This window comes from Actinosynnema sp. NPDC050436, from assembly GCF_040655415.1.
Classification (GTDB): Bacteria; Actinomycetota; Actinomycetes; order Mycobacteriales; family Pseudonocardiaceae; genus Actinosynnema.
Genome location: NZ_JBFAJV010000006.1, coordinates 101241 through 114281, shown reverse-complemented (window position 1 = coordinate 114281; position 13041 = coordinate 101241). Strand labels below are relative to the sequence as shown.

The 13041-nt window shown below is 72.0% G+C and carries 15 protein-coding genes; 9 read left to right on the top strand and 6 right to left on the bottom strand.

The window, feature by feature from the left end; genetic code table 11:
- Window positions 1–58: 58 nt before the first annotated feature.
- The 6 genes from AB0I60_RS17365 to AB0I60_RS17340 all read left to right on the top strand — a co-directional run bounded on the left by AB0I60_RS17365 (window position 59) and on the right by AB0I60_RS17340 (window position 5426).
- On the top strand, window positions 59–463 hold the full coding sequence (locus tag AB0I60_RS17365; protein ID WP_360730961.1) for a GntR family transcriptional regulator: 405 nt from the start codon (window positions 59–61) through the stop codon (window positions 461–463).
- On the top strand, window positions 460–1335 hold the full coding sequence (locus tag AB0I60_RS17360; RefSeq protein WP_360730959.1) for an ABC transporter ATP-binding protein: 876 nt from the start codon (window positions 460–462) through the stop codon (window positions 1333–1335). The genes AB0I60_RS17365 and AB0I60_RS17360 overlap by 4 nt, the downstream gene beginning before the upstream one ends.
- Window positions 1332–2348 (top strand): hypothetical protein, encoded by a 1017-nt coding sequence (locus AB0I60_RS17355; RefSeq protein WP_360730956.1) that lies wholly within the window; start codon window positions 1332–1334, stop codon window positions 2346–2348. The genes AB0I60_RS17360 and AB0I60_RS17355 overlap by 4 nt, the downstream gene beginning before the upstream one ends.
- Before the next feature lie 139 nt (window positions 2349–2487).
- Entirely contained in the window at window positions 2488–3675 is a 1188-nt protein-coding gene (locus tag AB0I60_RS17350; RefSeq protein ID WP_360730953.1) for a 5-(carboxyamino)imidazole ribonucleotide synthase, read from the top strand.
- A gap of 17 nt (window positions 3676–3692) precedes the next feature.
- On the top strand, window positions 3693–4160 hold the full coding sequence (gene purE / locus AB0I60_RS17345) for a 5-(carboxyamino)imidazole ribonucleotide mutase (RefSeq protein ID WP_360731341.1): 468 nt from the start codon (window positions 3693–3695) through the stop codon (window positions 4158–4160).
- A gap of 102 nt (window positions 4161–4262) precedes the next feature.
- Window positions 4263–5426, top strand: coding sequence for an acyl-CoA dehydrogenase (locus AB0I60_RS17340; protein WP_360730951.1), 1164 nt, complete (start codon window positions 4263–4265; stop codon window positions 5424–5426).
- A gap of 186 nt (window positions 5427–5612) precedes the next feature.
- Here the strand turns inward: AB0I60_RS17340 and AB0I60_RS17335 are convergent, their stop codons facing one another.
- From AB0I60_RS17335 to AB0I60_RS17325, 3 genes are all read right to left on the bottom strand, one after another.
- The gene (locus AB0I60_RS17335; RefSeq protein ID WP_360730948.1) at window positions 5613–5816 is read right to left on the bottom strand and encodes a hypothetical protein; all 204 of its coding nucleotides are present in this window, start codon (window positions 5814–5816) and stop codon (window positions 5613–5615) included.
- A gap of 221 nt (window positions 5817–6037) precedes the next feature.
- Entirely contained in the window at window positions 6038–6517 is a 480-nt protein-coding gene (locus tag AB0I60_RS17330) for an SRPBCC family protein (protein ID WP_360730945.1), read from the bottom strand.
- Entirely contained in the window at window positions 6507–6845 is a 339-nt protein-coding gene (locus tag AB0I60_RS17325; protein WP_360730942.1) for a metalloregulator ArsR/SmtB family transcription factor, read from the bottom strand. The genes AB0I60_RS17330 and AB0I60_RS17325 overlap by 11 nt, the downstream gene beginning before the upstream one ends.
- A 141-nt stretch (window positions 6846–6986) precedes the next feature.
- Here AB0I60_RS17325 and AB0I60_RS17320 point away from each other — a divergent pair, with 141 nt between their 5' ends.
- Window positions 6987–7388, top strand: coding sequence for a DoxX family protein (locus AB0I60_RS17320; RefSeq protein WP_360730940.1), 402 nt, complete (start codon window positions 6987–6989; stop codon window positions 7386–7388).
- 53 nt (window positions 7389–7441) lie between these two features.
- On the opposite strand, the gene AB0I60_RS17315 is transcribed toward AB0I60_RS17320, so the two are convergent.
- The 3 genes from AB0I60_RS17315 to AB0I60_RS17305 all read right to left on the bottom strand — a co-directional run bounded on the left by AB0I60_RS17315 (window position 7442) and on the right by AB0I60_RS17305 (window position 10900).
- Complete coding sequence (locus AB0I60_RS17315; RefSeq protein ID WP_360730937.1) at window positions 7442–8137, bottom strand: TIGR03089 family protein; 696 nt, start codon at window positions 8135–8137, stop codon at window positions 7442–7444.
- A 43-nt stretch (window positions 8138–8180) separates the two neighbouring features.
- Entirely contained in the window at window positions 8181–9356 is a 1176-nt protein-coding gene (locus tag AB0I60_RS17310; RefSeq protein WP_360730934.1) for an LCP family protein, read from the bottom strand.
- A 101-nt stretch (window positions 9357–9457) separates the two neighbouring features.
- Window positions 9458–10900, bottom strand: coding sequence for an LCP family protein (locus AB0I60_RS17305; RefSeq protein WP_360730931.1), 1443 nt, complete (start codon window positions 10898–10900; stop codon window positions 9458–9460).
- A gap of 254 nt (window positions 10901–11154) precedes the next feature.
- On the opposite strand from AB0I60_RS17305, the gene rfbB reads away from it, so the two are divergent.
- On the top strand, window positions 11155–12144 hold the full coding sequence (gene rfbB, locus AB0I60_RS17300) for a dTDP-glucose 4,6-dehydratase (RefSeq protein ID WP_360730928.1): 990 nt from the start codon (window positions 11155–11157) through the stop codon (window positions 12142–12144).
- A complete protein-coding gene (gene rfbD / locus AB0I60_RS17295; protein WP_360730925.1) occupies window positions 12144–13034 on the top strand; it encodes a dTDP-4-dehydrorhamnose reductase in 891 nt (296 codons plus the stop codon). The genes rfbB and rfbD overlap by 1 nt, the downstream gene beginning before the upstream one ends.
- Window positions 13035–13041: the final 7 nt, after the last annotated feature.

The window sequence follows — 13041 nt, the reverse complement described above, 5'->3', positions numbered from 1 at the left end:
GTCGGCGACCGTTCTGGTCTTCTAGTGTCTTAGTTGAGTAGAACACTTCAGGAGGCGGGTGGTGGAGTTCCGCATCGACCGGTCCAGCGGGCTGCCGGCGTACCTGCAACTCGTGCGCCAGGTGCGGGAGGCGCTCAGGCTCGGCTGGTTGGGGCCGGGCGACCGGCTGCCGACCGTGCGCGACGTGGTGGCGAGCAGCGGTGTCAACGCGAACACCGTGCTCAAGGCGTACCGCGAACTGGAGATGTCCGGCCTGGTCGAGGCACGCCAGGGCTCGGGCACGTTCGTGAAGGCGGGGCTGGGCACGACCGACCCCGAGGTGATGGCCGTGCTGCGGGCGCGGCTGGCCGACTGGGTGCGCGGGGCGCGCGCGGCCGGCCTGGAGGACGAGGACATCGACGCGCTGGTGCGGTCCGTGGTGGCCGCCGGCGAGAACGAGGGGGAAGGGGTGGGGGTCGGATGACCACTGCCGTGACGGGAACCGTCGACGAGTCCGCGACGGCGGTGCGGGCGGACGGCCTGGGCAAGCGCTACGGCGCCAAGTGGGTGTTGCGGGGGTGCGCGTTCGAGCTGCCGGCCGGGCGGGTGGCCGCGCTGGTCGGCGCGAACGGCGCCGGCAAGACGACGCTGATGAGCGTGCTCAAGGGCCTGCTCAACGCCGACGAGGGCACCGTGCGCACGGCGGGCCGGGTGGCGTTCGTGGCGCAGGAGAAGCCGGTCTACCGGCGCTTCACCGCCGCCGAGATGCTGGAGGTCGGCAAGCGGCTGAACCTGGTGTGGGACCAGGACCGCGCGGTCCGCTGGCTGGAGCGCTTCGAGATCCCGCTGACCCGGCCGTGCGGCAAGCTCTCCGGCGGCCAGCAGGCGCAGGTCGCGTTCGCGCTGGCCATCGGGGCGCGGCCGACCGTGCTGATGCTGGACGAGCCGCTGGCCAACCTCGACCCGCTGGCCCGCCGCGAGGTGACCGCCGAGCTGCTCGCCGAGGTCGAGGAGACCGGCATGACGGTCCTGCTGTCCACCCACGTGGTGGCGGAGCTGGCCGGCGTCGCCGACTACCTGCTGCTGCTGGCCGGCGGCCGGTTGCTGGCCGGGGGAGACGTGGACGAGCTGCTCACCCGGCACGCGTCCTACGCCGGTCCGACCGCCGACGCCCCGCCCGTGGCGGGCGCGGTCGTGCAGGCCCGGCACACCGGCACCCAGTCGACGTTCCTCGTCGAGCTGCCCGGGGGGCAGTCCCGGCCGGCGGTCGCCGAGCCGTGGGTGCAGCGGCCGGTGACCTTGGAGGAGTACGTGCTCGCGCAGCTCGCGGTCACCAGGAAGGGGCACGGTGCATGAGCGCCACCACAACGTCCACGCCCGTGCGGCGGCGGACCGGGATCGGCTGGGGTGACCTGGCGTGGCTGACCTGGCGGCAACACCGCTGGGCGGTCGTGGCCCTCGGCGGGCTGGTCGTGCTGGGGTCGGCGTTCAGCCTCGTCATGGCCTCGTTCTCCGGCCAGGCCGACGCCGACGTGCCCGCGTTCTTCCGCGAGGTCATCGGCTTCACCGCCACGGGCCGGAACATGGTGATCCTCTCCACCGTGTTCGGCGGGCTGGTCGCGGTGTTCTGGGCCGCGCCGCTGCTGGCCCACGAGTACGAGCAGCGCACCTACGTCCTGGCCTGGGGGCAGGACCTCTCGCCCACGCGGTGGCTGGCGGGCAAGGTCGTGCTGCTCGTCGTGCCGGCGGTTGCCCTCGCGGCGGGCCTCGGCGCGGCCACGACGGTGCTGCTGCGCGCGGTGAACGCCTGGGTCGCGTCGACCCGCGCGACGCAACAGGTGTACCTGCCGTTCGGGCCGTTCGGGTCCGACGCGTTCGAGGCCGCGCCGCTGATGCAGGCCGGGTACGCGCTGTTCGGGTTCGCGCTGGGGCTGGCGCTCAGCGCGGTCTTCCGGCGGACGCTCGTCGCCATGGCCGTGACGCTCGGGGTGTTCACCGTGGTCCGCCTGCTGATGGCCAACGTGTGGCGACCGCGCTTCTGGTCGCCGGAGCGGTTCGTCGAGCCGTTCCCGCAACCCCTCGACGAGCTCATGACGGCGGAGTCGGCGCTACAGGACTCCCTGCGGGTCGGCAGCGGCTTCCTCGACGCCGCCGGTAACGAGGTGCGGCTGCCCATCTGCTCCGGCGAGACCGAGGCCACCTACAACCAGTGCCTCCGGGAGAGCGGGATCGTCTCGTACTACGTGGACCACCACCCCGTCGACCGGTTGGTGCCGTTCCAGCTCTTCGAGTTCGCCCTCTACGGGCTGCTGTCGGCCGGGCTGCTCGTGCTCGCCTTCGGGCTGGTCCGCCGCGCGTACCGGCTCTGACCGACCCGGGTCGCCGCAGCGCGGACGGCCTGCCGGGGGAGGTCCCGCGCGCATCGGGGGCGCGCGGGGCCTCCCCCGTCCCACCCCGCCGCACGGCGTGGTCGGCGGCCTCCGTTCGCGCAGGTAGGATTCGCTTCCCGTGGACTCCCGAACTCGTCTCCCGGTCGTCGGCATGATCGGCGGCGGGCAGCTCGCCCGCATGACCCACCAGGCCGCGATCCCCCTCGGCCAGTCGCTGCGGGTGCTCGCCCAATCGGACTCCGACCCCGCCGCCCTGGTCGCGCGGGACGTCGAGTACGGCGAGCACACCGACCTGGACGCGCTGCGGGCCTTCGCCAAGTCGTGCGACGTGCTCACGTTCGACCACGAGCACGTGCCGCAGGAGCACCTCAGGGCGCTGGTCGCCGACGGCGTCAAGGTGCACCCCGGCCCGGAGGCGCTGGAGCACGCCCAGGACAAGCTGGTCATGCGGGTGAAACTGGCCGAACTCGGCGTGCCGGTGCCGCCGTTCAGCGCGGTCGGGTCCACGGCCGACGTGCTCGGCTTCGGCGCGCGGCACGGCTGGCCGTGCGTGCTCAAGGCGGTGCGCGGCGGCTACGACGGGCGCGGCGTGTGGATGCTGAACACCCCGCAGAGCGCCCAGCGCGTGGTGCCCGAGCTGCTCGCCGCCGGCACCCCGCTGATGGTCGAGCAGTGCGTGCCGATGCGCCGCGAGCTGGCCGCCCTGGTGGCGCGGTCGCCGTTCGGGCAGGGCGCGGCGTGGCCGGTGGTGCAGACCGTGCAGAAGGACGGCATCTGCGTCGAGGTGCTCGCCCCCGCGCCCGGCACGACCGGCGAGCAGGCGCAGGAGCTGGCGCTGCGGATCGCGTCCGAGCTGGGCGTCGTCGGCCTGCTGGCCGTGGAGCTGTTCGAGACGGCGGACGGGCTCGTGGTCAACGAGCTGGCGATGCGCCCGCACAACTCCGGCCACTGGACCATCGAGGGCGCCCGCACCTCCCAGTTCGAGCAGCACCTGCGGGCCGTGCTGGACTACCCGCTGGGCGCGACCGACCTGGCCGCGCCCGCCGTCGTGATGGCGAACGTCCTCGGCGCGGAGCAGCCGCCCGAGATCGGGACCGACGAGCGGCTGCACCACCTGTTCGCCCGGTTCCCCGACGCGCACGTGCACCTGTACGGCAAGGCGGAGCGACCGGGGCGCAAGATCGGCCACGTGACGCTGCTCGGGGAGCGGCTGGACGAGGTGCGGGAGCGGGCCCGGCTCGCGGCGCACTGGCTGTCCGACGGCGTGTGGCTGGACGGGTACGACATCCACGGAGGACAGCAGTGACGTCAGTCGGCGTGATCATGGGCAGCGACTCGGACTGGCCGGTGATGAAGGCCGCCACCGAGGCGCTGGCCGAGTTCGACGTGCCGTTCGAGGTCAGCGTGGTGTCCGCGCACCGGACGCCGCAGCGGATGCTCGACTACGCCGCGTCGGCCGCCGGACGCGGGTTGCGCGTGATCATCGCGGGCGCGGGCGGCGCGGCCCACCTGCCGGGCATGGTCGCGTCGGCGACGGTGCTGCCGGTGATCGGCGTACCGGTGCCGCTGAAGTACCTGGACGGGATGGACTCCCTGCTGTCGATCGTGCAGATGCCGGCGGGCGTGCCGGTGGCGACCGTGTCGGTCGGCGGCGCGCGCAACGCGGGCCTGCTGGCGGTGCGCGTCCTGGCCGCCGCCGACCCGGCGCTGCAGGAGCGGATGGCCGCGTTCCAGGAGTCGCTGGAGCGGCTGGTGCTGGAGAAGGACGAGGCGCTGCGCGCGTCGCTGTAGCCCGGCGTAGTCGGTTCGGGCCCTGTTGCCGACCGCACAGGGCCCGAGCCGGTGAACGCGCGCTAACATCTCGGTAGAGGCCCTACCGGGAGGTAACTTAACGTGGACCCGAGTTTCGGTACCTACCAGCTCGCCGAGGAGCACGAGGCGCTGCGCGAGGCCGTCCGGGCGCTCGCCGACAAGGAGGTCGCGCCGCACGCGGCCGACGTCGACGAGCAGGAGCGCTTCCCGGTCGAGGCGCTCGACGCGCTGGTCAAGTCCGGTTTCGCGGCGGTGCACGTGCCCGAGGAGTACGACGGCCAGGGCGCCGACTCGGTCGCCACGTGCATCGTGATCGAGGAGGTCGCGCGCGCCTGCGCGTCGTCCTCGCTGATCCCGGCCGTGAACAAGCTCGGCACCATGCCGATCCTGCTGTCCGCGTCGGAGGAGCTCAAGCGGCAGGTGCTGCCGTCCATCGCGTCGGGCGAGGCGATGGCGTCCTACGCGCTGTCCGAGCGCGAGGCCGGGTCCGACACGGCGTCGATGCGCACGCGCGCGCGGCTCGACGGCGACCACTGGGTGCTCAACGGCACGAAGTGCTGGATCACCAACGCGGGCGAGTCGACCTGGTACACCGTGATGGCGGTGACCGACCCGGACGCGCCGAAGAAGTCGCAGGGCATCTCGGCGTTCGTGGTGCACAAGGACGACCCGGGCTTCGTCGTGGGCTCGAAGGAGCGCAAGCTCGGCATCAAGGGCTCGCCGACCCGCGAGATCCACTTCGAGAACTGCACCATCCCGGAGGACCGGATCATCGGCGAGCCGGGCACCGGCCTGAAGACCGCCCTGCGCACCCTGGACCACACCCGCCCGACCATCGGCGCCCAGGCCGTGGGCATCGCGCAGGGCGCGCTGGAAGCCGCCATCGCCTACGTCAAGGACCGCAAGCAGTTCGGCAAGGCGGTCGCCGACTTCCAGGGCGTGCAGTTCATGCTCGCGGACATGGCGATGAAGATCGAGGCGGCCCGGCACATGGTCTACGTCGCGGCGGCGAAGGCGGAACGCGGCGAGCCGAACATCGGCTTCATCACGGCGGCGGCGAAGTGCTACGCGTCGGACGTGGCGATGGAGGTGACGACGGACGCCGTCCAACTGTTCGGCGGTGCCGGCTACACCCGCGACTTCCCGGTCGAGCGCATGATGCGCGACGCGAAGATCACCCAGATCTACGAGGGCACGAACCAGATCCAGCGCGTGGTGATGAGCCGCGCGCTGCTCAAGGGCTGAACCTGTTCAGGTAGCGGGGTTCTCACGGAAGATCGCAGGAATTCCGCTACCTGACTGGTCGCACTGGATGGTGAAGCCGTTCGCCGTTGTCAGCCTGACGAGTCCTCCCCCGCGCAAATGACAGCCCGGTGGGAGCAGGCACCTGATGACATCGGAAGGGGCGCCCTCCGTGCGCACCCGAAGGTGTCAGGCGGTCTTACCGACTTTGGTGGACGGGGCTTCGACATGGTCGAGCAGCCACAGGGCTCCGTTTCTGATCGAGATCGCGTTGTGCATCAAGTCCAGCACGAACTGGCCGGCGACCTCGTCCGGCAGCTTCTCGATCTCCGAGTCGTGCAAAGCCAGAAACGTCGTCGCGCACATCCGGCTGGTGCGCTTGTTGCCGTCCATGAACCGTGGGCGTTCGCCACCCCGTGAATCAGAACGGACGCCTTCTCCAACAGCGTCGGATAGGCGTCCGTTCCGAAGATCGAGTGCAGTGGGCCTGAGCTGCGATGGAGCTGTCACCCGACCGGCTGATTCATGACCCGTCCGCCGCTCAGGTACAGGTCCTTCTGCCCGTCATCGCCTGCGTGGGCTGACGTCCGGAGAACCAGGTCCGACGGACCTGGTCACACCTGGGCGGTCAAGTACTCGGCCAAGCGGTCGTAGCTGGTGTTTGCCCCGTCCTTCATCCCGGTCTGCAACGCGCGGTCGCGGGCTTCTCGGGTCGGGTACTTCATCGTCTGCACGACGGTGGTCTGCTCGCCGTCGGCCACGAAACGGGTCGTGTTCACGGTTTCCGGCCAGTCCTCGCCCCACGCCTCGGTCTGCACGGTCTCCGAGTGCGGCGTGACCGACAGGTACTCGCCGGTCATGCTCATCTCGGTGCCGTCCGCCCTGCGCCACACCATGTGCCACGTGCCGCCGGGGCGCAGGTCGACCTCGCAGACCGGCATCGTCCAGCCGTCCGGGCCGAGCATCCAGTGCACGATGTGCTCCGGCTTCGTGAACGCCTCGAACACCAGCCGCTGGGGTGCGGCGAAGGTGCGGGTGACCGCGACCTCCACGTCGGTCGGCGTGCTCCACGCGGAGGCGGTGTCAGTGGTCATCTTCCTGCTCCTTCATCCGTTCCAGGTACGCGTCCAGGCGGCGGTGGCTGTCGTCCCAGAACCGGCGGAAGCCGTCGGTCCACTCGGCGACCTCGCGCAGCGGGGTGGCGTCGAGCGCGCGGGGGCGCCACTGGGCGTCACGACCGCGCGTCACGAGCCCGGCCCGCTCCAGCACCTTCAGGTGCTTGGAGACGGCGGGGCCGCTCATCGCGAACGGCTCGGCCAGTTCCTTCACGGTGGCCGCCCCCTCGGCCAGGCGGGCCAGGATGGCTCGTCTGGTGGGGTCGGCCAGCGCGGCGAACGTGGTGCTCAGCGGGTCGTCTGCCATTGTCACCTAACCTACTGGTTATCTAACCACTTGGTTTTGTATACGCCTGTCGGGATGCTGTCAACCCCGCCCGCGCATCCGAAAGTTGTTGAAGATTCATATAGCTTGGGGAAGGAAGGTCCACCGACGGAAGGACGGCGCATGGTTCGGGACGTGGCAGCTCTCATCGGGCGCATCGGCGTCGGCGTGGTGTTCATCGCGCACGGCTGGCAGAAGCTCACCGAGTGGGGGCTCGACGGCACCGCCCAGGCGTTCCAGGGCATGGGCGTACCGCTCCCGACGGTCTCCGCCTGGTTCTCCGCCCTGGTCGAGCTCGGCGGCGGCGCGCTGCTCGTCGCGGGCGCGGCGCTGCCGGTCGTCGGCGTCCTGCTGGCGATCGACATGGCCGGCGCGCTGCTGATCGTGCACCTGCCCAACGGCCTGCTGGGCCAGGGCGGCTACGAGCTGGTGCTCGCGCTGGGCGTGGCCGCGCTCGCGCTGGGCTTCAACGGCGGCTCGCTCACCGTCGACCGGCTGGTCCGGCGCAGCAGGCAGACCGCCTAGCGCCGGCTCCGACGCGACGGGCGGACGGCCGCCCGTCGCGTTCGCGCGCGGTCCTAGCCGACCAGGTCGAGGGTCGTCTGCTCACCGGTCCGCCGCGCGGGCAGCAGCTCCGCCTTCGCGTTGGTGCACTGCACGAGCGACCCGCCGCCCGCCAGCACGGCCAGGAAACCGTTGAGCAGCCCGTCCGGCTGCGCCCACTCCAGGGTGGACAGCACCCGGGTGTCCGGCCCGATCCCGAGCGTCGTCGCGCGCTGCCGCGCCTCCGCCACCACTTCGTCCACAGTGGACCGACCGAGCGCCGGGGCGGTGCCGGGGAGGGGCCCCCACGGCGTGAAGTCGTCGCCGTGCAACCGCACCTCGTCCACGTAGTCGAGGTCGGCCCCGCAGCCGAGTCCCATGGGGTGCAAGGACACCGTCGCCACGGCGTCCGCTCCGGGCGCGGCACCGCCGGGCGGCACGAACGCCACCTTCACGCCGGCCGGGTCGTCGGTCACCACCGCGCCGCACCACCACGCCCCGAGCAGCACGCCGGCGGTCTGCCAGTGCGCGGGCAGCAGCACCGCCACCGGGTCGCCCGCCTCGACGTCCAGCTCGTCGCGCAGCCAGTTGGCCGTCTTCGCCGCCCAGTTCGCCACGGTCGCCCGCGACAGCTCGACCCGCGAGCCCTCGGCGTCGTCGTAGTGCGTGATCAGCGGACGGCCGGGACCTGCCGCGAGCAGCGGCGTCAGCAGGGTTTCCGTGACGGTCATGGCACCCACCCTGCCATCCTGGCGCGCGCCGGCCCAGCCCGGGTCAGTCGACGCAGGGCGGCCCCTGGGCGAGCGCGCGGCGCGGGCCGTCCAGCGTCACCAGGCCGCCGCCGGCGAACCTGCCCACCGACGTCGTGGTCGGCACCGTCGCGGTCGGCGACGGCGCGGGCGTCTTCGCGCCCAGCACCTCCGCCACGAACGCCCGGACCTGCTCGCGGTCCACCGTGACGATGCTCTGCCCGCGCTCGTTCACCGCGCCGACCCCGGTCACCGGGATGGTGGTGAACTCGACGTTGCCGCCCGCGAGCCCCTGCGCCTGGCCCGCCAGCGTGGCGAGGTCGAGCTTGTCGTCCACCACCACCGACTTGGACATCGCGTCCAGCAGGCCGGTCATCCGGCCCTGGTCGGCCAGCGTCCCGGCGGAGAGCAGTTGCGACAGCGCGGACTTGAGGAACACCTGCTGGCGGGTGATCCGCCCGAGGTCGCCGTTCGGGATGTTCTTGCGCTGCCGCACGAACGCCAGCGCGTCGCCGCCGGAGACGGTCTGCACGCCGGCCCGGAAGTTCGCGCCCGAGTCGGGGTCGCTGGTGGCGCGGTTCAGGCACACCTCGACGCCGCCGACGACCTGGGTCAGCAGGTAGAACCCGTAGAGGTTGACCTCGGCGTAGTGGTCCACCCGGACGCCGGTCAGGTCCTGCACGACCTGCACCAGCGCGCGCCGCCCGGCCTGGTCGCCGAGCTTGGTCCGCTCCTCCAGGTCGTGGCCGCCCTCGGCGGCGAGCCGCTCCATGGTGTAGTACCGGGTCAGGCCGTAGGCGGAGTTGATCTTTTCCTCGCCGTGGTCCGGGATCGGCAGGTAGGTGTCGCGCGGGATGGACACCGCGTGCGCCTTGCCGCCGTTGCGCGGCACCCGCACCACGATCACGGTGTCGGTGTTCACCGTGTCGGTCGCCTCGGTTCGCAGCTCGCGCAGCACCCGGTCGGGCAGCGGGCGGCCCTGCGCGTCGGTGCGGCTGTCGCTGCCGACGAGCAGGATGTCCAGCGCGCCGTCCTCGGCGGGCGGGGCGTTCGGGATGTCGGACAGCGCGCTGATCACGTCCGTCGTGTTCACGCTCCCCTGGACCCGCTTGAGCGTCGCCCAGCCGTACCCCGCCACGACGAGCACGGCTGCGGACAGCAACGCGACCAGCGCGCGCCCGGTCATCACCGCGGCCTTCACGGGCGGTCCTCCTAGTCTGCGCGGCCGGTTGCACGGCCGTGTCCGACCAGGCTAACCACCTGCCGCCGGTCGGACGCGACGATCACCGGGCGGCGGGGCTGTCAGTTGACGCAGACCACACCCTGGGCGGTGATCGGCGGAGCGGACGAGGAGGTCGGCGCGATCGTCGTGACCACGCCGGCCGACGAGGTGTCGGACTCGTCCGCCTGGGCGAAGTCCGCGCCCACGTAGACCCGGACCTGCCCTCTCGGCACGGAGTCGTCCTCGGTGGCCTCGGCGTTACCGCCCAGGGCGGAGATCACCCGGTCGGCGCCGGCCCGCTCGCCGGTCGCGTACCGCACGACGGTGCTGTCCAGGTAGTCGCCGCTGATCGCGTCACCGCGCTGGAAACCCTTGCCCACCAACGTTTCCAGCACGCCGATCGCCTTGCCGGCGACCCCGGAGGAGTTGACCACCTGCACGGTGATGGCCGACGGCGGCGGACCGGTCGGCGTGGTGGCCGGCGCGGACGAGCCCGACCTCGGCGCGGGGTCGGTGGCCAGGCCCTTGATGAACTGGCGCACCGCCGCCGGGTCGACCGGCAAAACGTTGCCGTCGCTCCACGTGTCGGTCGGGTCGCCCACCGGGATGGTGCGGAACTGGATGTTGCCCGACACCAGGCCCTGCATCTGCTCGGCGAACTCGGTGATGTCCCACCGCTCGCTGAGCACCACGGACCTCTTCACCGCCGTCACCAGGTCGGCGAGCTTGTCGAAGTCGGTCAGCGTGCCGGTGGACAGCACCTTGCGGGCCAGCGCGCCGATGAACACCTGCTGGCGCACGATCCGGTCCAGGTCGCCGCCGGGCAGGCCGCCGCGCTGCCGCACGAACGACAGCGCGTCCGCGCCCGCGATGGTCTGCGGCCCGGCCGGGAAGTCGGCCCCCGAGTCGGAGTCGCGGGTGGCCTGCTTCAGGCACACCTCCACGCCGCCGATGGCCTGCGTCACCTCGTAGAAGGAGGCGAGGTTGACCTCGGCGTACCGGTCGACGGTGACCGCGCCGCCGGTCAGCCCCTCGATGGTCTTGATCAACGTGCGGCGGCCGGCCTGGGTCGACTCGCGCTCGATGCGCGCCTCGTCCGCGACGCCCTCGTTGCGCAGCCGCTGCGAGGTGTCGTTCTTCTGCCGCAGCATCGCCGAGTTCAGCTTGTGCTTGCCGAAACCGTCCGCGATCTCCACGTACGCGTCGCGCGGGAACGAGATGGCCACGGCTCGCGTGCCGTCCTGCGGGATGTGCACCAGGATCATGGTGTCGGTGTTCAGCGTGCCGTCCGCCACACCGCCGTTCAGCAGCGCCAGCACCTCGTCGGACAGGGGCTTGCCCTGCGCGTCGGTGCGGCTGTCCACGCCGACCAGCAGGATGTCGATCGCGCCGTCCAGCGGCTTGCGCGCCGCGCCCTGGTCGGTGACCGACGACGGGATGACGTCCGTGGTGACGATGTCGTCGGTGATGCCGCGCAGGTAGGTCCACCCGTACCAGGAGACGAGCAGCACCGAGGCCGACAAGAGGGCTGTCAGTGAACGCCAGGTGACCACTAGGACACGCAAAGCAGCCGGTCTCGCGGCCGATTTGGGCGGACTGGTGTCCACTGGTGGTGCCTCCCCCGTGTCCCGCGACTGCCGTCCCAGGTTAGTGGCGGGCCGGGGTTCCGGCCTGCTGTTCCACTTAATACGGGAGACGCTGTAACGACAGGGTGGGTTGCACGGCTAAACACCGTGACAGACTTGCGGTGGACGACGGTTGTGGAAGGGCATTGACCATGCGCGTACTGGTGACGGGTGGGGCCGGCTTCATCGGCTCGCACTACGTGCGGGAGATGGTGGGCGGCGCTTACCCGGTCTACGCGGACGCCGAGGTGGTGGTGCTGGACAAGCTCACCTACGCCGGGAACGAGGCCAACCTCGCCCCGGTGGCCGACGACCCCCGGCTGACGTTCGTCCGGGGTGACATCTGCGACCGCGAGTTGGTGACGGACCTGATGGGCCGAACGGACGTGGTCGTGCACTTCGCGGCCGAGTCGCATGTGGACCGGTCCATCTCCGGCTCCGCCGATTTCGTGCTGACGAACGTGCTGGGCACCCAGACGCTGCTCCAAGCGGCCCTGGAGGCGAACGTCGCCAAGTTCGTGCACGTCTCCACCGACGAGGTCTACGGCACCATCGACGAGGGCTCCTGGACAGAGGAGCACCTGCTGGAGCCGAACTCGCCCTACTCCGCCTCCAAGGCGGCCTCCGACCTGCTGGCGCGCTCCTTCCACCGGACGCACGGCCTGCCGGTGTGCATCACCCGGTGCTCGAACAACTACGGTCCGTACCAGTTCCCGGAGAAGGTCGTCCCGCTGTTCGTGACCAACCTCGTGGACGGCCGCAAGGTCCCCCTCTACGGCGACGGCCTCAACGTCCGCGACTGGCTGCACGTGGACGACCACTGCCGGGGCATCCAGCTCGTGCTGGAGGGCGGCCGGGGCGGTGAGATCTACAACATCGGCGGCGGCACCGAGCTGACCAACCGCGAGCTGACCGAGCGCCTGCTCGCCGCGACCGGCCGCGACTGGTCGTCCGTCGAGCCGGTCACCGACCGCTTGGGCCACGACCGCCGCTACTCGGTCGACATCACCAAGATCGCCACCGAACTGGGCTACGCGCCGAGGGTCGACTTCACCGCCGGCCTGGCCGCCACCGTCGAGTGGTACCGGGACAACCGGTCGTGGTGGGAGCCCCTCAAGCAGCGCGCCGCGCTGGCCGGCTGATGCTCGCGCTGCTGGTACCGGGCGGGCGCGGCCAGCTCGGGCACGACCTGGTCGCCGCCGCACCGGCCGACGCCCTGGTGCACGCGCCGTCGTCGGCGGAGCTGGACGTCACCGACGCCGGCGCGGTCTCCGACGCGGTGGCCTCCTTCGCCGCCTCCGCGCGGGACAACGGGCTCAGGCCGGCGGTGGTGAACGCCGCCGCGTACACCGCCGTCGACGCGGCGGAGACCGACGAGGAGCGCGCGTTCGCGGTGAACGCGGTCGGCGCGGGACTGCTGGCCGAGGCGTGCCGCGAGCACGACGTGCCGCTGCTGCACGTCTCCACGGACTACGTCTTCCCGGGCGACGGCGCGCGGCCGTACGAGCCCGACGACCCGACCGGCCCCCGCTCGGCCTACGGGCGCACGAAGCTGGAGGGGGAGCAGCGGGTCCTCCGGACGTGGGAACGGGCGTGGGTCGTCCGGACGGCGTGGCTGTACGGCGCGGGCGGGCCGAACTTCGTCCGGACGATCGCGCGGCTCGAAGGCGAGCGCGACCTGCTGTCCGTCGTGGACGACCAGCGCGGCTCGCCGACGTGGTCGGCCGACCTCGCGGCCGGGCTGGTCGAGCTGGCCGCGCGGGTGGTGCGGACCGGGCCGCAGGCGCGCGTGCTGCACGCCACGGGCGGCGGCGAGACGACGTGGCGCGGGTTCGCCCAGGCCGTGTTCGAGGAGCTGGGTGCCGACCCGGAGCGGGTGAAGGCGTGCGGCACGGCCGACTTCCCGCGCCCCGCGCCGCGCCCGGCGTACTCGGTGCTGTCCGGCCGGGCGTGGGCCGAGTCGGGCCTGACGCCGCTGCGGCCGTGGCGGGCGGCCCTGCACGAGGCGTTCGCCACCCGCGCCCTGCCCTGAGCCGGCT